This window comes from Mesotoga sp. UBA5847 (assembly GCF_002432735.1).
GTDB lineage: Bacteria > Thermotogota > Thermotogae > Petrotogales > Kosmotogaceae > Mesotoga.
Map to the genome: position 1 here is coordinate 1 of NZ_DJGL01000012.1, position 16,771 is coordinate 16,771.

The following is a 16,771-nucleotide window of genomic DNA, read 5'->3' on the forward strand; positions in this document are numbered from 1 at the left end:
TGGCAGCCCCACGGGGAATCGAACCCCGACCTTCGGACTGAGAATCCGGTGGACTAGCCGTTATCCTATGGGGCCGAACAGAAATAATATTATCATGGTCTCCGGCTTTTGTAAACACCCCTGCTTAAGAGATATAATCATTTTGAGGAGGTGTTTCGGTGTTTATCAGACGGTGGTTTTCTCCAGGGGCTAAGGCGAATGTTGTGTTATGTCATGGAATAGGTGAGCATAGCGGAAGATATGAAGGTTTTGCTTCTTATCTAAGCGAAAAGGGATTTGGTGTCTTTGCGACGGACTTTGCCGGCCACGGAATGCAGGCCGGAACGCGCGGCTTCATAAAGTCTTTTACAGATTTCATTTCGGCGGTCAGGCAGCTTACTGAAGGAGTGAAAAGGATCCAGCCGGATCTCCCGGTCTTTCTTTTTGGCCATAGTATGGGAGGGCTTATTGCTACCAGGGTTGCCGAGGAGTATCCAAATTCTTACAGAGCTCTGGCTATAAGCGCACCCCATCTCTTTTCAGCGAAGGACTCCGTGAAGAAGTTGCTGCCGTTGATTTCGGTTGTCAGAAGAGTCGCGCCGAAAACGACGTTCAGTAGTTCGTCGCGTTTTACTCCATCGGATCTTTCGCATAATCAAAGGGCCGTGAAGAGATATGTAGATGATCCGTATGTTCATGACAGGGTATCACCGAATCTCTTCTTTGGGCTTGAAGATAGTATCGATCTGGCAATGGCCAATGCGAACAAAATCAAAATCCCTACTCTGATCGTATATGGCTCTGCAGACAGGGTTGTCGATCCCGCTGGGGCACAGGAGCTCTACAAGAAGATAGAGTCAGAGAAGAGAATAATTGAGATAGCCGGTGGAAAGCACGAGATGTTTGCAGATGAAGAGAGGAAGCCTCAGTTCTTCGAGGCAATCTCATCGTTCTTCTCAGAGCATATCTGAGTGAATTTCGAGCCAGCGCTTTGAGACTTTTACATCATGTCTGATCTGTTCTATCAAGTCGTCGAGGGATTCGAATTTAAGCTCGGGCCTTATGAATTCGAGGAGCTCCAGCTCTAGATTTCTGTCATAGAGGCTGCCCGAGTAATCAAAGAAGTAGATCTCGTACTTCACCTCTTCGGAAGTGTTTATTGTCGGTCTGAATCCAATGTTTAGCAGGCCAAAGTAGTCTCTTGAGTTGATCTGCGACTTGACAATGTAAACTCCCGACTTCGGTGTTACCAGCTTTTCGTCTCCCCTGCTTATGTTTGCTGTGGGAAAACCGATTTTCGAACCGAGCTGTTTGTCCTTGTACACTTTTCCCCGTATAGAGTACTTCTTCCCCAGGAGAGTGTTAGCCAATCCGATATCACCTTTGACAAGGCTCTCCCTTATCCAGCTACTGCTGACTCTTCTTTCGTTATGAAGTGTATCGTGAACTACTACAACGCCGAAATCCATCTCTTTTGAAAGTCTCTCCAAAAGATCGACGTTTCCCTTCGCACCGCTTCCAAATGTGAAGTCTTTACCTACTACAAAGGCTTTTACGCCCTGCTTCACAAGGCCCGAGATGTATTTCTCCGGCTCAAGGTATCTTATCTCGGCCATGTTGGCAGTAATTACTCTCTCTATACCTGTTGCCAGGATAAGCTCCAAACGCTGGGCAACAGGATAGATGATGCCGGGAAAGTTGGGGAAGTAGTATCCCCAGGGATAGACGATTGATATAGCTGTGCTCTGCATCTTAAGGCTTTCTGAAACATCTACCGTTGTTTTCATGATCGCTCTATGCCCAAGATGTACGCCATCGAAGTTACCTATACAGGCTACATACATTTCATGCACCGAGAACCTTCACGAGTTTGGCCACTCTTTCTTTGGAGTCTTTCGCGATAAGCGTCTTCAAGAATGAGGAGGTGCGTTCGGATTTGGCCACTGCGATAAGCCGCTCGTCGCTTCCAATTATCCTGATAATCTCGTCTTTCTCGAAGTGCCCTAAGATGCCGGCAACTCCGTTAGCATGGATCTGATTACCTAGTAACACCTTGCTGCTTTCGGACTCGCTGAGGAGAAGACCGGGCAAAAAATCCACTGCTTCCTCCATTGGGATTACGGAGATCTGCGAAACATCATCTATACTGTATGAGTTGTCTACCGAGAATCTGCCCTGCGAAATTCGACGGAGGTTAGTGGTTGTCGCTCCACAGCCAAGTTTGTAGCCAATGTCCATGACTAGCGATCTTATATAAGTTCCCTTCGAGACCCTTGCGGTGAAGGTGACCTTGTTCTGTGAGAGAGTTATGTGTTCTATTGAGTGAACCTTCACTGATTTCGGTGGAAGGTTTATGATCTTCCCCTCTCTAGCTAGTTTGTACAGTCTTTCTCCGTTGTGCTTTTTTGCAGAGTATGCAGGCGGCACCTGCAAATACTCTCCTTCGAACGACTTCAAAACCGAAGTTATGTCGTCAATCGAGATCTCGGGAACTTCTCTCTCTTCAACTGTCTTTCCTGTGATATCGAAGGTGTCGGTTATCCTCCCCAGTTCAAGCTCCGCTCTATATGTCTTATCCATTTCAAGGAAATACTCGAGCAATCTGGTTCCCTTTTTGATTCCGGCAATCAGAAGTCCGCTTGCAAAAGGGTCAAGTGTTCCCGCATGACCGATCTTCTTTGTATTCAGTTTCTTGCGAAGAAGGTTGACAACATCGTGAGAGGTTACACCAACGGGCTTGTCAACGAGTATTATTCCGTCACTCATTATTCGGCTCTTTTTTCTCCTTTTCGATCTGTTCAAGCAACTGTGCTACCCTGAGGCTTGCCTCAATTCCAATATCTTCCTTGAAGCGTATTTCGGGAGCTTTGAATAGCCTGATATTCTTTGCAATAGCCGTTCTGAAGATCCCCTTGTCTTCATTCAGCTTCTCAACGAGTTTCTTCTTTCTATCGTCAGGACCCATCAAGCTGACGAATATCGTTGCGAATCTCTTGTCCTTGCTGAGTTCTACCCTAACAATGGAAGTCATTCCAAGCGAGTCGTTGTGGCCTGTGTAAGATGATAGAGCTACTGTGAGAACCTTCATTATCTCTGACTCCAGCATCTCTTTTCTGTAAGTGCTTGCCATAGCTCTCACCTCCTTGATAATTATAACCTACAAAGCGAGGATGGGAAGATGCCGGATTGAAATGAAAGCATTGCTAAGTTCCCCAGGGACGGAGGCCCGGAGGATCGTCCGGGGAAGTGATGCTCGCTGCACGACGAAGTAAGGCCGACTTCGGCAGGAGGAGAGGCCGACACGTCTGGAAGCGTATGACAGTTCACCGTCAATGGGTCTCCGTTTCCGAGTGGACCGTGAATGTAACTACAAGTCTTGAGGTTTAACCTTGTCGATTCGTAATGAAGTTATAATCTTTATTGACTAATAATTAGGAGTGGTTCCATGCATTCAAAGAACAGATTAGTACTTCTAATAGTTGTAATGTTGTTTGCCGGTCTTGGTTTCTCGCTAACTATCTGCATCGACCCCGGTCATCAGAAGGAGGCCGATCTGACTCATGAGCCGATCGCTCCCGGTTCCGAGACAACAAAGGCGAAGGTTTCCACGGGGACTCGCGGCGTATCTACGGGAATCCCCGAGTATGTTTTCAATCTGGAATTGTCGTTCATGCTGAGGGATAGGCTTCTTGAGGAAGGGTACGACGTCGTGATGACCAGAGAGAGCCATGATGTCAATTTGAGCAATATCGAAAGAGCGAAGATCGCAAATGAGGCTAATGCGGACTTATGTATTCGTGTTCATGCAGATTATAGCTCTGATAATTATCTGAAGGGGTTCATGCTGATTATTCCTTCTTCATCGTCCAAATACACTGCACCGATCTACGAAGAGAGCAGGAAGGCTGCCGAGAAGATCCATGCGAGCTTGCTTCAAATAAGCGGGATCAAGTCTCTCGGAATCAGAGTTCGTGACGACATGACGGGGTTCAACTGGTCTGAAGTTCCCGTGCTGATTTTCGAAGCGGGGTTCATGTCAAATCCCGAAGAAGATGTCCTTCTCTCTACCAGTGATTACAGAGAAAAGCTTGTTGAGGCCCTGGTTACGGGAATCGCAGATTATTTCCTCACCAACTAAGTATCGTTCCTAAAATCGCTGCACTTCGAGCAAGCCCAAAGAAGAAATCTATGCAAATAACCATTATAAATAAAAATTGCTGCCCTTTTCGAGGGCAGCGAAGCGGTCTGAGGGTTACTTCAGCAATTAGATTATACAACTTTCTTTTCGATATTCCAAGTCAAAGGCAGTCCTGTAATCAATTTCGACCCCTTGACAAGCCTCTATTTTCCCCTCCCCATAGTGAGAGCAGTCTCTTTCATCTTTCTGTGAAGGGAGTCGATGTCTCTAGGGAAAGCCAGTACTGCAGTAAGAAGCACCAGTCCGCAAGGAAGCCAGAAGAGCGCGGAAACGTTCATTGCGACTCCCAGCGAGCCTACTGCCGTAGCCAGGGTTCCTGCAAAGAACTGCCCAAATCCCGTTCCGAGAGAATCTGTCAAGTTGAAAACCGAGAATATCCTTCCCCTGTTTTCCGGGGGATTGACATTCATCAGCATGGTCTTCATGTTTGGTCCGGTCATAGACGCTGAAGCGGCAGCAACCATTCCAAGCGCTCCCAGCATTATGAAGCTGCCGGCTCCCTCAACTGGAGGGAAGTTCAAGGCCAGGAGAGCCACGAAAGTGCCGATTATTGTCGTTATTCCACTGAAGAGAGGCATGTATGACGGCTTCTTCTTATACAATAGACCACCGACAAGACCTCCGAAGAATATTCCAAGCACGTTTCCGACTCCAAAGAAAATGAAAATCAGAGTGGCCGATTCCTTTGAGAGGTTTTTCGAGGTTTCGAAGTAGTTCACAAGATAGTACGGTATCGCTCCCCAGGGAATCGTTCCCAAAATACCCTGTATGAAGAGAATCAGATTCGTCTTCACTTTGAAGAGTTCCTTGTAGTCGGACAGTCTAACTTTTCCGATGTAATTTATCCCCTGATCCACGAGTTCACCGACAGCCACTTCGGCGGCTCCTCTCTTTGGTTCTTCAGCGAACAGGAAGAATAGGAACGCGAGGACAATGTTCGGAAGAGATACGATGATGAAGGGCGTTCTCCAGCCAAGAGATGTGCCGGTGAAGCCGGCAATTACCATCCCTACAATGGCTCCCAAAGATATTGCCGTAGAGAGGAAGGAATTGACCTTTGCTCTCTGAGACTCTTTGAAAGCATCTCCGGCGTACGAAAAGACGACTGGAAAGAGAGCTCCTACCCCGATCCCCGTCAAAGCCCGTGTAATGAAGAGCTGAGGGAAAGTCTGGACGAAGGCAGACAGGAAGCATGGGATCTCGCCCACCAAAACGCTGAATAGCAGAAGGTGTTTTCTACTGTACTTGTCTGCCAGGAAGCCCCATAGAAGTGAAATGAGGGCGCCGACGATAGTGAATGAACCCTGGATGAGGCCAATGTCTGCTTTTGTTATTCCAAATTCGGTCTCGATTTCCCCGATGTTCGGAGACATGACCATCTGGTCCGCGTTTAGAAGGACCATCATGAAGAGCATAAGAAAGAGAACGAAAGTCGCCTTTCCCTTTTTCATTTACATCCCCCCGGTCTACTGAAGTTCGTCTTTTAGGTTTGTGAACTCCTGTATAAAGGAATCTTTATCTCTCCACTTTTCTCTTACCTTGACAAAGAGATCGAGGAAGACTTTCTGGTCGAATATGTATTCGAGATCCGTCCTCGCTTCAGTGCCGATCGTTTTGATCATCGAGCCGCCCTTGCCGAGAATTATCGGTTTCTGACTGCTCCTCTCTACGATTACATCGGCTCTTATTTTCAGTATACTACCTTCGTCTTTGAACTCCCGAACAACAACTCCCACAGAGTGGGGGATCTCCTGTCTGGTGTTCTGCAGAACCTTTTCTCGAATTACTTCCGATGCCATGAATCTGGAAGAACGATCAGTTATCAAGTCTTCGGGGAAAAGCATCTTTCCCTCTGGAAGAAAGTCGAAGACATCTTCAATTATCTCTTTAACACCATCTCCGCTCTTAGCAGAGATCAGGAAAGTCTTTCGAACGTTTTCGAAAAGCTCTTCGGCCTTTGCTTTGAAGTCCTGAATAAGCCTTTCGTTTTTGTATTCATCAATCTTGTTGATGGCGAGAAAGACAGGAATTCTGCTTTGATTAACATGATTGGCAACGAGCCTGTCCGACTCGCGAAGCCCGTCCGTCGGGTCGACTATAACCAGCAGAAGATCCGATCCGGCTAGCGATGAAGTCGCGACTTTTAGAATGTATTGTCCGAGTCTGTGAAGAGGTTTGTGAATTCCGGGCGTGTCGTAGAAGACGATCTGGCCCTCCTCAGTCGTTAGTATTCCGCCTATCCGGTTTCTCGTTGTCTGCGGTTTATCGGAGACGATAGCGATCTTCTCTCCGATAATGGTGTTTATCAATGTGGACTTTCCCACATTGGGCTTTCCCACTAAAGCAACAGTCCCGGACTTCACCGACGCTTCACGCTCTCTCTTCTTCGAGAAGCAGCGAGAGATCGCCTATCTTCAAGAAGAGCTGATCTAGGGATTTGAGGAAGCCGAGTCTGTTGAGGCGGATATCTTCCTGTTCGGCCATAACAAAGACATCGTCGAAGTATCTGTCTATGTGAGGCTTAAGAGATGTCAGTAACAGGAGCGATTTCTCGAAATCGTCGCGCTCGAGCGCTTCCATTACATCGTCGAAGCATTTCAAATAGTTGTTCAGTAAGTCACGTTCGGCCTGCTCGACGAACTTAGAACCGTCAAAAAAGTTGCTCGAATGACCTCTGCTTATATTGTGGACCCTTTGATAAGCTACTAGAAGATCTGTAAAATCCTCCTTCTTTACATACTCTGAGATCGCTTCGGCCGCGCGAACTCCGAGATACGGGAACCTCCACCACACCTTCACCGATCGTGCTATGTTCATCGAGAAGCCCTTCTCAAGAAGGAACGCTTCGAATCTGTTAGAGAAGAAGTCGGTGATGGCATCAAGTGTTTCACTATTCACCCCGGCAAGGGCACTGGAAGCTTCTTCAATCAGACCGAGAAGATCGAGTTTCCATCCGAGATGATGCATTGTCTTGAATATGAAAGAAGTCTTTCTCCTCAGAGCGTAGGGATCCTTCGATGCAGAGGGTATGTTCCCTATCATGAAATTACCGACCAAAGTATCTATACGATCGGATATACCGGTTACGGCACCGGCCAGAGTTGCCGGAACCACATTGTCACGGTAGTGCTCCTCTATTCCAGTACAGACGTCAGGATCTTCGCCGGACAGTTCAGCGTAGATTCTTCCCATTATCCCCTGAAGCTCCGGAAACTCCTGCACGACTCTTGTGGTTTGATCTGCTTTCGCAAGAAGAGAGGTTCTCTTAACCTCCAGCAGTTCTTCTCTCTTGGCTCCGAGTTTCTTAGAGATCGCCTCTGAAAGTGCTATCGTTCTGTCGGTTTTGTCTTTCAGAGTGCCAAGCCCCCGCTGAAAGAGGATTCCTTCCAATCCGTCTACGTAGTTCTCGATCGGTTTCTCTTTGTCTTTCTCGAAGTAGAAGAAGGCGTCTTCCAGCCTTGCGTTTATAACTTCCTCGTACCCTAATCGAATGTTTCCCAGCGGATCATCTGGTCCGTCTTGAAAGGCAACAAAGCCGTTAGTCAGCTTGCCTTCTTTGTAGACCGGGAAAGTTCTCTGATGGTGCTTTATAGTTACGATGATTACTTCAGGCGGGAGTGAGAGGTACTTCTCCATGAAGTTTCCCAGAACTGCCGTTGGGTATTCTGTCAAAGAAACGACTTCGGCAAGCAGTTCTTCATCAACAGGAATCTGGCTATTAATATCCGACTCAATTCTTCTGATTTCAGAGAGAGTTCTTTCTTCTCTGTCGCTCTCTCGAGCGATCACCAGAGCATCTCTCAAATTCTGAAAGTAATTCTCAGGCGATACTTCAACTTCATCGAAGAAGAAACGGTGTCCCCTGGACTTGTTTGACGATCTCTTTCCGAAGAGCTCCATATCGAGGATTTCGGAGTCAAGCATAGCAACTATCCACTTGACCGGCCTCACGAATCTATAAGTTCCGTCTCCCCAACGCATCGGCTTCTTGAAATCCAGCGATCGCAACATATCTGAGAAGATCTGAGGCAAGAGTTCTCTGGCAGTCTTTCCCCTTATATGTCTCTCTACGTATACATATCCGTCTTCAATACTCACTTCGTCAAGCTGAGAGTTACTTCCCCTAAGGAATCCAAGGAGCGCCTTGGTCGGTTCGCCGTCCCTATAGGCGATCTTCTCTGACGGGCCTTTTCTCTTTTCCACAAAGTCCGCCTGACTGGATTCTATGTCTCGAATTAACACTCCGAATCGCCTGCTGGCAACGAAGATCTCGATTCCTCCATAACCCAAACGATTACTCTCGAGAGACTTCTCTATTCTCTCTAAGAGCTGTTTTCTCATTCCTTGAACCTCACTTGAAGGAAGCTCTTCAATTCCGACTTCAAGCAGTGCCTTATGATCATTCATCTGAATTGGTCTCCTTGGCTACATATGCTTCGGCAACTGTTTTTGCCATCTCTCTTATAGATTTGATGTAGCTCTGACGCTGAGATACGCTGATGGCATTCCTGGCGTCAAGAAGATTGAAGGCGTGAGAGCACTTGATCATATAGTCGTAAGAAGGTCTTACAAGTCCGTTTTTCATGCATAGATCGAATTCTTCGCGATAGAATCTGTAGAGATCGAAGAGCCTGGAAGTATTTGCCACATCGAAATTGTAGGCCGAGAACTCTTTCTCGTTCTCCAGGAATACATCTCCATACTTGAACTCTTCATTCCAGTCTATATCGAATATGTTCGCTTTCTTTTGAAGATACATTGTGATTCTTTCAAGCCCATAGGTGATCTCGAGAGAAACGAGGTCTACGTCGATTCCGCCAACCTGCTGGAAATACGTGAACTGACTGACCTCCATTCCATCTAACCAGACCTCCCAGCCCACTCCCCAGGCTCCCAGAGTCGGAGATTCCCAGTTGTCTTCCACAAAACGAATGTCGTGCTCCACTGGGTTTATTCCCAGAGCTTCCAGAGAACCGAGGTAAAGCTCCTGAGAATTCTCAGGGTTGGGCTTGATAATCACCTGATACTGGAAATACCTCTGAACCCTCATCGGGTTTTCGCCGTATCTACCGTCTGTGGGTCTTCTGCTTGGTTGGATGAAGGCGACTTTCCAGGGCTTCTTGCCCAGCGATCTTAGGAATGTCGAGGGATGAAATGTTCCCGCACCCATTTCCAGGTCATACGGCTGGTCGATTATACACCCCTGACCGGACCAGTACGAGTTAAGTTTTACTACTACGTCCTGTAAGTACATCGTTCCCTCCTGAAATGGTAATCTATTCAATTGAAATCAGGTAGTAATAGTATGGTTGTCCACCGCTGTGGATTTCGAATTCAAGATCCGAGAAGTTTCCTGAAAGAGATTCAAGGAGCTTCCCGGCAGTTTCCTCGGAGACTTCCGATCCGTAAAAAATCGTGACCACTTCCTTGTCGGTGTCTTTGCCAAGAGCGATCTTAATCGAGTCATGGACAAGCTTCTCGAGCTTCCTGCCCGAGCTTATCAAGCCTTCTCTTCCTATCGCGATGTATTCACCCTTCTTTATCTTCTTTCCTTTCATGCTTGAGTCACGCACGGCATATGTAATAGAGATCGGAAAAACTGCTTCGGCCGATTCTTTCATCTCGGCAATCAACGACTCGGTTTCCATCTCGTCGTTATAGACGGTCATAGCCGCTATCCCTTCCTGAACGGTGCGTGTAGGGATGATGTAAACCTGCTTTTCTGGGTTGTCGTCGTGAATTGCATTCGCCGCCTCTTTTGCGGTAAGAATTATGTTTGGATTGTTCGGAAGCACTATTACCTTGTCGGCCGTAACTCGGCTGATAGCTTCGTAAAGATCCTTCAAACTCGGATTCATGGTCTGGCCGCCCTTTACTGCAAAATCAACTCCAAGACTCTTCAGAACATCTGCCAGGCCGTCTCCAGGCGAGACCACAATGACTCCGTGATGTTTTCCGTTGCCGTACATCTCGGGCCCTCTAGACTGAATGTCAACTATGTGTTCATGCTGGACCCTCATGTTATCTATCTTCACCTTCTGAAGAAAACCGATTCCCAGAAACTTCTCGATTACATCTCCGGGATGATCTGTGTGTACGTGAATCTTTATCAGTTCATCCTGGTGAACCATGACGATTGAATCGCCCATCTCTTCAAGGTATGCCTTCATTACTTCCGAAGTTTCTTCGGGGTTCTCGGAGTCGTTAAGGTTGACTATCAGTTCTGTACAGTAAGTGAACTTGAGTTCTTCCCTTACGATCTCGACGATTCGTTCAGTTGAAGAACCCATTGCCTGCGGCATTTGCTGAATAGGTCCTTCGAGTTCCAACTCGCCCTTTATTGCCAGCAGGAATCCTTCGAATATGTGAGCCAATCCCTTTGCTCCAGAATCTACTACTCCAGCTTCCTTTAGTTTAGGCAGGAGGGTCGGTGTCTTCTCCACCGTGTCAAAAGCCACTTTGATAAGATTCTCGAAATACTCTTCGAAATCTTCAATGTCTCCGTAATGCTCGTTGGCAGTCTCTGCGGTAACCTTCACAACTGTAAGCATCGTACCTTCAACCGGTTTCATTACGGATCTATAAGCGACTTCTTTTGCTTTTTGCAGGCCCTCGGTGAAGGCCTTTGTGCCAACAAACTTTCTGTTTCCGATTCCCTCGGCGAATCCTCTGAATATCTGAGATAGAATAACACCGGAGTTCCCACGGGCACCCATCAACATGCCGGTCTTAACCGCTTCCAGAACGCTCACCAAATCATCTTTCTTCAATCTATCGAGATACTCGCATGCCTCTATCATAGCGGCCGCCATATTAGATCCAGTATCTCCGTCTGGAACAGGAAAGACATTAAGCGCGTTGATCTCATCTTTATTTGCCAGAAGTCGTTCAGCGGCTTTCTGGAAGGCGGCGACAAAAAACTTGCCGTTGATACGTTTCATCTCTTTTGCCTCCCATCAATCCTGCAAGCCGACAACGTGAATATTCACCTTTATATTGGTTGCTTCAGTAAGCTCCTTCAGCTTGTGAAATACATTTTCCTGGATGTTTTCAACGACTGTGGGAATTCTTACTCCGTACTCGAGAATCAAATCGATGTCTATCTCAAGCGTGCCGTCGATCTCCTCGGTTACTTTGATTCCCTTTCTGGAATCCTCTCCCGTGCCGAAAAGCTTTGTCAAAAAGCCCGTTTGGGGCGATCCGACGTTCACCGGTCCGTAAGACTCAGATACAACCTTTTTGACTATCGAAGATATCGCCTGAAGAGAAATATCGATCTTACCGAATTCTGTAGTTACTTGCATTCTTTTCACCTCTCAGTTTAGAGATTCTATTCTCTATTCCCCTGGCATCTAGCCCCAGCTCATTCAATACCTCTTCCCTTGTGCCGTGAGAAGAGAAACGGTCCTCAATTGCAATAATATCGATTCTACCATTGTAATTCTGCCTAATAGCTTCAAGTGCTACGTTGGAGCCGAAGCCCCCGCTCTTTATTCCCTCTTCAACCGTCACAATCAGGTCGTAATCGGCAAAGATTTGTCCTAGAGCCGCTTTGTCGAACGGCTTTATTGATCGGCAGTTATAGAGTGCATATCCGTTCAAGAGAGCGGCCTCCCTGCTCCTGGAAACCATTGCTCCTGTTGCAAGAATGGCGGCTTCCTTTCCGTCGATCACCTTTTCCCACTTGAACAGCTCTATCTTCCTCAGGTTCGAGAGAATCTCGTCGATGCTCTGGAGTTCCGTCTCTCTCGGATATCTTATCGCAGTGGGATGGTCCATCCATTTCTCAGCGAAGAGAGTGAAGATCATGTTCGCCAGTTCCTTCAGGCTCGAAGGTGCAAGAATTTGCATATTTGGAATCATCGAAAGGAAAGCAATATCGAAGATTCCGTTATGGGTCGGTCCGTCCTGCCCAACTATTCCTGCCCTGTCTACTGCGAATAACACCGGCAGATCCTGAAGGGCCACATCATGGATCAACTGATCCAAGGCTCTTTGCAAGAAAGTCGAATATACTGCAAAGACCGGCTTCGTCTTCGCTGCTGCCATCCCTGCGGCGAAAGTGGTGCAAAGCTGCTCCGTTATGCCAAGGTCGAACAATCTGGCAGGATATTTCTTCGCAAACTCTGCCAGTCCCGTTCCGTCTGGCATCGCGGCGGTTATTGCCGATATGGAAGGATCTTCCTCCGCAAGCTCTGTCAGGACCTTTCCAAAGACCTCGCTGTAAGAAAGTTCGCCGCTGTTCGAGATCTTCTCTCCACTATCCGGGTCGATCTTGCTGACACTGTGGAACCTGGTAGGGTTGCATTCTGCATACTCAAGACCTTTGCCCTTTTTTGTGACAACATGTACCAGGAAGGGTTCCCTGAGCTGCTTGACTGCCGAAAACACGGCCTCCATCTCCTGGAAGTCGTGGCCTTTAACCGGACCAATGTAGTTTAGCCCCATGTCTTCGAACAAGTTTCCGCCTAGAATTGAGGCCTTCAGGCCGCTCTTGATTTTCGACAGGAACTGCTCCAGGCTTACCAGTTTCATCGCTTCAAGGGTGTTCTTGAGATCGCCCTTCATTTCTCTGTACACAGGATTGAGTCTCAGTTCGGCAAGAGAAGACGAAAGACTCCCCACATTCTTTCCGATACTCATTCCGTTATCGTTAACGATCACCTTTATCTTCGAACCTATGTCCTTCATCTGATTCAAAGCTTCCAGTGCCATTCCCGAAGTCAAGGCACCGTCTCCGGCAACAACAACGACATTCCTTGAGCTTCGGAATATGTTATCTGCCTGCTCTATACCCATTGCGGCAGGAAGAGCCGTGCCTACATGGCCGGCACCGAAGAAGTCATACGGACTCTCAATCCTGTTAAGGAAACCGCTAACTCCACCCTTCTTCCTCAAGGAGCCAAAGGAACCGTATCTCCCCGTAAGCAGCTTGTGAGTATATGCCTGGTGTCCCGTATCCCATATTAAAACGTCTTCATCGGGATCGAACACTCTATATAACGCAATTGTCAGCTCGACGGTACCCAGGTTGGAAGCCAGATGACCTGTGTTAGAGGAAACTACTCTCGTTATCGTGTCACGAATTTCGCTGGCAAGAACCTCCAGCTGGGCATAGGAGTAGTCTTTTAGTCGCCTGAATAGTGGCTGTTCATTCATCTGCTAAGACTCCAATCTTTCAAGGGATTTTGTGTAGTGCCTGAACAAGAGCGCCGTCGTTACGCTGCCCACTCCTCCGGGAACAGGGGTTATCGCTGCCGCTATCTGGCTGACTTCATCGAAGTCAACGTCTCCAACCAGCTTGCCGTCAACAAAGTTGATTCCCACATCTATTACAATGCCCCCGGGCTTGATCATCTCTCGATGCACGAATTTCGCTATTCCAACGGCACTAACCACTATATCGGCGTTGAAAGTCTTTTCGGAGATGTCCCTGCTCCTCGAGTGGCAAACGGTAACCGTACCGTCTACACCTTTTTTGAGAAGCAGCAGTGCCAGAGGCTTTCCGACCGTGTTTGATCTTCCAACAATAGTTATGTCCCTGCCTTTGACTTCGATTCCGTAGTAACTCAGAATCTCCATCACGGCCTCGGCAGTTGGAGGAGCGAAAAACTCCTCGTCGTTGATTATTCCGCCGAGGTTCGATACCGTCCGACCCTCCAGATCCTTTCCCGGATCGAGAGCGGCCAGAACCGCCTTTTCATCGGCGTTTTTAAGAGGATGCATAACCATTATTCCCGCAACGCTTTTGTCGTTGTTCATCTTCGAGATCTCTTCGATGGGATTGATCCCGCTGTCGTGAACAATGACCTCTATGCCGAGTTTTTCCCCCTGCTTCTTTATTGATCTCATATACGACTTGTTAGAAGCATCGGGCTCATCGCAGAAGAGAACGAGCGAAGGAAGATTTTCCGCTCTCTCTTTGATCTTCTCTTTGACATCAGAATAAATACTCTCTGAAACGATCTTTCCATCAAGTATCATCTTCATCACCTCAAAAGAGCCCGCTGATCTTTCCGTCTGCGTCGATATCTATGTGCTTCGCGTTGGGATCCTTCCCGAGTCCGGGCATCAGCATTATCTTGCCGGCAACCACAACTATGAATCCGGCACCTGCCGATAGATTGAGATCTCGTACTTTGAAAGTGTAGCCTTCCGGCGCTCCAAGCTTTTTATCATCGTCAGAAATTGAGTACTGGGTCTTGGCGACGATTATCGGAAGACGGTCGAGACCCTTCTTCTTAAAGAGCCTGAGTTTGCTCTTAGCCGCTGGTTCAAGATCTACTCTTCCGGCTCTGTAGATTTCCATTGCAAGTTTTTCCAGCCTTTCCTCAAACGGAGCTTCCATTGGTATCAGGGGCTTGTAGCTATTGGGCTGATCAATGACCTCAAGTAGCTTCTTTGCGAGATCGATTCCACCTGCACCGCCCTCGGCCCACACTTTCGACAATTCGTAAGGTATGGAGTCAGCCTTGCATAGAGCGTCAAACGTTTCCCTTTCCTTCGCCGTATCTGTTGGGAATTCGTTTAGAGCCACAACTACAGGGATCCCATACTTTCTGAGGTTTTCGAAATGAACCTTGAGATTCTTGAACCCATAGTTCAGGCTCTCGATATCTTCTTCCTGGATTTCGTTCTTGGAAGCACCTCCGTTTAGCTTCAGCGCTCTGATCGAAGCAACGAGAACCACTGCGCTTGGATTCAGGTCGCCGACCTGACAGACGAAGTCAAGGAATTTCTGTGCGCCTAGATCCGCTCCGAAGCCTGCCTCGGTAATCACATAATCGGAAAGCTTGAGAGCCATCTTTGTGGCAGTCAAAGTGTTTGTTCCGTGAGCGATGTTCGCGAACGGGCCTCCGTGAACGAAAGCCGGAGTTCCTTCAAGAGTCTGAACTAGGTTCGGATCAAGAACGTCTTTGAGTAGAGTTGCCATCGCGCCCTGGACGTCCAAATCCTCAACTGTTATGAACTCTCCGTCGTAACTTCTAGCCACAATGATTTTCGAGAGGCGCTCTTTCAGGTCAACGAGGTTCTTCGAAAGGCAAATGATAGCCATGATCTCAGATGCGGCGGTTATTACAAATGAATCTTCTCTGGGATAGCCGTTTGCCGAACCGCCTAGCCCCACGATGATCTGCCTGAGAGCCCGATCGTTCATGTCCATTGTTCTCGGCCAGTATATCTGCGTCGGATCTATTTTCAATTCATTCTTGAAGTTAATGTGTGCATCAATAACAGCCGAAAGAAGATTATGTGCCATCGATACCGCGTGAAAATCTCCTGTGAAGTGCAGATTGATTTCTTCCATCGGAAGCACCTGAGAGTAGCCGCCTCCGGCAGCCCCTCCCTTGATTCCCATTATCGGTCCAACGGATGGTTCTCTGAGAGTTACGAAGGTCTTCTTACCGATCTTGTTTAGTGCCATTGCCAGACCCACAGAAGTTGTCGTCTTTCCTTCACCTGCGCTTGTTGGACTTATGGCCGTAACAAGAACCAGCTTTCCATCAGGTCTATCCTGCAGCTCATTGAGGTATAGGTGAGAGATTTTCGCTACGTACTTTCCAAATCTCCTCAAGTGTTTGTCGGGAATCGAAATCGATGAGGCAACTTCGTCAATCTCCCTCAGTTCTGCTTTTTGTGCTATCTCCAGATCGGTCAGCATGGTCTCCTCCTCATAAATGCTTTTTCTCTGTTGATGCGCACTCCCGAGCAATTCTGTCGAGAACGCCGTTTACGAATTTCCCGCCCTGCTCCGAACCGTACTTCTTGGCGATGTCGATCGATTCGTTAAGTGTCACCTCAATTGGTATCTGGGGTTCATAAATAATCTCATACGCTCCAAGCCTAAGGACGTTCTTATCGATCGAGGCAAGTCTCTCGAATGTCCAGTTCATAAGGTGTTTTCGTATCACTTCGTCAATATCGCTTCGATACTTCAAGATGCTCTCGAAGTACTTACGTGTTCTCAACTTCATTTCGTCTTCCATCGAGAAGAAGCTCAACTCCCTTTCGAGGTAATCAGATGAAGTCTCCACGTCTTCGTTGAAGTCATACTGATAGATCGCACTGAAAACAATTTCCCTCATTCTTCGTCTGCTTCTGTTTAGACCTGCCTTCACGTCTTCAAACCTCTTTCTCTTTTTCTTCGTCTTCAGCCTCTTCCACTACAGTCGCTTCTGGTTTCATCTCTTCCGGTTCAGGTTTTGCTTCGCTCTTTTCGAGCTCTTCTTCCTCAATAATCACTGGTTTTTGGGCCTCTTCAAAGACATCTTCGATAGTGATGGAAACGTCTTCAACCTTTATGCCGCTGAAGCTTTCAACATCGTTTTTCAGCTTCTCCTGCATCTTTCTGGCATATGAGGGTATAGAGACACCGTACTTGATCTTTGTGTTTACTGATATCTTGACAGTCTTCGTACCGTCGACCTTTTCGTCGAGGTCGATATCTACCGTAGACTTGGCTTCTTTTCGTGCTTTGGCTTCCTTAGGATCGAATTTCAGAAATTCAATGTAGGAGTGAATAGCGATATCCCGGATCACTGCCTCCGAGATCTCGATTCTGCCGAGATCAGTCTCTTCAAAATCCATAATTCT

The 16,771-nt window shown here is 47.5% G+C and carries 16 protein-coding genes and 1 tRNA gene; 2 read left to right on the top strand and 15 right to left on the bottom strand.

The features are described from left to right. Positions 1-75: transfer RNA gene (locus tag B3K91_RS00865), tRNA-Glu, on the bottom strand. An 83-nt stretch (positions 76-158) separates the two neighbouring features. On the opposite strand from B3K91_RS00865, the gene B3K91_RS00870 reads away from it, so the two are divergent. Then, entirely contained in the window at positions 159-950 is a 792-nt protein-coding gene (locus B3K91_RS00870) for an alpha/beta hydrolase (RefSeq protein ID WP_292590156.1), read from the top strand. Here the strand turns inward: B3K91_RS00870 and ribF are convergent. Genes ribF through rbfA form a run of 3 tightly spaced genes read right to left on the bottom strand, consistent with a single transcriptional unit; the run spans position 936 to position 3,109 of the window. Beyond that, the gene (gene ribF, locus B3K91_RS00875; protein ID WP_258006174.1) at positions 936-1,823 is read right to left on the bottom strand and encodes a riboflavin biosynthesis protein RibF; all 888 of its coding nucleotides are present in this window, start codon (positions 1,821-1,823) and stop codon (positions 936-938) included. The genes B3K91_RS00870 and ribF overlap by 15 nt on opposite strands. 1 nt (position 1,824) lies before the next feature. After that, complete coding sequence (gene truB / locus B3K91_RS00880) at positions 1,825-2,745, bottom strand: tRNA pseudouridine(55) synthase TruB (protein WP_103134100.1); 921 nt, start codon at positions 2,743-2,745, stop codon at positions 1,825-1,827. After that, entirely contained in the window at positions 2,738-3,109 is a 372-nt protein-coding gene (rbfA, locus tag B3K91_RS00885) for a 30S ribosome-binding factor RbfA (RefSeq protein ID WP_103134101.1), read from the bottom strand. The genes truB and rbfA overlap by 8 nt, the downstream gene beginning before the upstream one ends. A 315-nt stretch (positions 3,110-3,424) precedes the next feature. Between rbfA and B3K91_RS00890 the strand changes: the two genes are divergently transcribed. After that, positions 3,425-4,117 carry an N-acetylmuramoyl-L-alanine amidase gene (locus B3K91_RS00890; RefSeq protein ID WP_292592882.1) on the top strand — a complete coding sequence of 231 codons (693 nt, stop codon included), beginning with the start codon at positions 3,425-3,427 and terminating at the stop codon, positions 4,115-4,117. Between the two features lie 203 nt (positions 4,118-4,320). Here B3K91_RS00890 and B3K91_RS00895 read toward each other — a convergent pair whose 3' ends face one another. The 11 genes from B3K91_RS00895 to B3K91_RS00945 are packed head-to-tail and all read right to left on the bottom strand — an operon-like array spanning position 4,321 to position 16,765. Further along, positions 4,321-5,628: an MFS transporter gene (locus B3K91_RS00895; RefSeq protein ID WP_099831084.1), complete on the bottom strand. Its 1,308-nt coding sequence runs from the start codon at positions 5,626-5,628 to the stop codon at positions 4,321-4,323. Positions 5,629-5,643: 15 nt separating this feature from the next. Next, positions 5,644-6,540, bottom strand: coding sequence for a GTPase Era (gene era, locus B3K91_RS00900; protein WP_292592880.1), 897 nt, complete (start codon positions 6,538-6,540; stop codon positions 5,644-5,646). Between the two features lie 7 nt (positions 6,541-6,547). Continuing rightward, positions 6,548-8,584, bottom strand: coding sequence for a glycine--tRNA ligase subunit beta (gene glyS / locus B3K91_RS00905; protein WP_292593855.1), 2,037 nt, complete (start codon positions 8,582-8,584; stop codon positions 6,548-6,550). Next, positions 8,577-9,431 carry a glycine--tRNA ligase subunit alpha gene (locus tag B3K91_RS00910; protein WP_292592876.1) on the bottom strand — a complete coding sequence of 285 codons (855 nt, stop codon included), beginning with the start codon at positions 9,429-9,431 and terminating at the stop codon, positions 8,577-8,579. Before B3K91_RS00910 ends, glyS begins: the two co-directional genes overlap by 8 nt. Before the next feature lie 22 nt (positions 9,432-9,453). Next, a complete protein-coding gene (locus B3K91_RS00915) occupies positions 9,454-11,118 on the bottom strand; it encodes a DAK2 domain-containing protein (protein WP_292590160.1) in 1,665 nt (554 codons plus the stop codon). Between the two features lie 15 nt (positions 11,119-11,133). After that, the gene (locus B3K91_RS00920) at positions 11,134-11,481 is read right to left on the bottom strand and encodes an Asp23/Gls24 family envelope stress response protein (protein ID WP_014730630.1); all 348 of its coding nucleotides are present in this window, start codon (positions 11,479-11,481) and stop codon (positions 11,134-11,136) included. After that, positions 11,456-13,336, bottom strand: a complete 1,881-nt coding sequence (gene dxs, locus B3K91_RS00925; protein ID WP_292590162.1) for a 1-deoxy-D-xylulose-5-phosphate synthase — start codon at positions 13,334-13,336, stop codon at positions 11,456-11,458. The genes B3K91_RS00920 and dxs overlap by 26 nt, the downstream gene beginning before the upstream one ends. Positions 13,337-13,339: 3 nt before the next feature. Continuing rightward, positions 13,340-14,161, bottom strand: coding sequence for a bifunctional 5,10-methylenetetrahydrofolate dehydrogenase/5,10-methenyltetrahydrofolate cyclohydrolase (locus tag B3K91_RS00930; protein ID WP_292592875.1), 822 nt, complete (start codon positions 14,159-14,161; stop codon positions 13,340-13,342). Between the two features lie 10 nt (positions 14,162-14,171). After that, the gene (locus B3K91_RS00935; RefSeq protein ID WP_292593857.1) at positions 14,172-15,839 is read right to left on the bottom strand and encodes a formate--tetrahydrofolate ligase; all 1,668 of its coding nucleotides are present in this window, start codon (positions 15,837-15,839) and stop codon (positions 14,172-14,174) included. Positions 15,840-15,849: 10 nt separating this feature from the next. Then, positions 15,850-16,296, bottom strand: a complete 447-nt coding sequence (nusB, locus tag B3K91_RS00940; protein ID WP_099831092.1) for a transcription antitermination factor NusB — start codon at positions 16,294-16,296, stop codon at positions 15,850-15,852. Positions 16,297-16,300: 4 nt separating this feature from the next. Continuing rightward, the gene (locus B3K91_RS00945; RefSeq protein WP_214061406.1) at positions 16,301-16,765 is read right to left on the bottom strand and encodes an Asp23/Gls24 family envelope stress response protein; all 465 of its coding nucleotides are present in this window, start codon (positions 16,763-16,765) and stop codon (positions 16,301-16,303) included. Between the last annotated feature and the right edge of the window lie 6 nt (positions 16,766-16,771).

Excerpts from the sequence above, each read along its gene's own strand:
- truB (WP_103134100.1), bottom strand. The coding sequence starts at position 2,745 with ATGAGTGACGGAATAATACTCGTTGACAAGCCCGTTGGTGTAACCTCT.
- ribF (WP_258006174.1), bottom strand. The coding sequence starts at position 1,823 with ATGTATGTAGCCTGTATAGGTAACTTCGATGGCGTACATCTTGGGCAT.
- B3K91_RS00920 (WP_014730630.1), bottom strand. The coding sequence starts at position 11,481 with ATGCAAGTAACTACAGAATTCGGTAAGATCGATATTTCTCTTCAGGCG.
- B3K91_RS00930 (WP_292592875.1), bottom strand. The coding sequence starts at position 14,161 with ATGATACTTGATGGAAAGATCGTTTCAGAGAGTATTTATTCTGATGTC.
- dxs (WP_292590162.1), bottom strand. The coding sequence starts at position 13,336 with ATGAATGAACAGCCACTATTCAGGCGACTAAAAGACTACTCCTATGCC.
- B3K91_RS00910 (WP_292592876.1), bottom strand. The coding sequence starts at position 9,431 with ATGTACTTACAGGACGTAGTAGTAAAACTTAACTCGTACTGGTCCGGT.
- B3K91_RS00935 (WP_292593857.1), bottom strand. The coding sequence starts at position 15,839 with ATGCTGACCGATCTGGAGATAGCACAAAAAGCAGAACTGAGGGAGATT.
- B3K91_RS00895 (WP_099831084.1), bottom strand. The coding sequence starts at position 5,628 with ATGAAAAAGGGAAAGGCGACTTTCGTTCTCTTTCTTATGCTCTTCATG.
- B3K91_RS00945 (WP_214061406.1), bottom strand. The coding sequence starts at position 16,765 with ATGGATTTTGAAGAGACTGATCTCGGCAGAATCGAGATCTCGGAGGCA.
- B3K91_RS00890 (WP_292592882.1), top strand. The coding sequence starts at position 3,425 with ATGCATTCAAAGAACAGATTAGTACTTCTAATAGTTGTAATGTTGTTT.
- glyS (WP_292593855.1), bottom strand. The coding sequence starts at position 8,584 with ATGAATGATCATAAGGCACTGCTTGAAGTCGGAATTGAAGAGCTTCCT.
- rbfA (WP_103134101.1), bottom strand. The coding sequence starts at position 3,109 with ATGGCAAGCACTTACAGAAAAGAGATGCTGGAGTCAGAGATAATGAAG.
- B3K91_RS00915 (WP_292590160.1), bottom strand. The coding sequence starts at position 11,118 with ATGAAACGTATCAACGGCAAGTTTTTTGTCGCCGCCTTCCAGAAAGCC.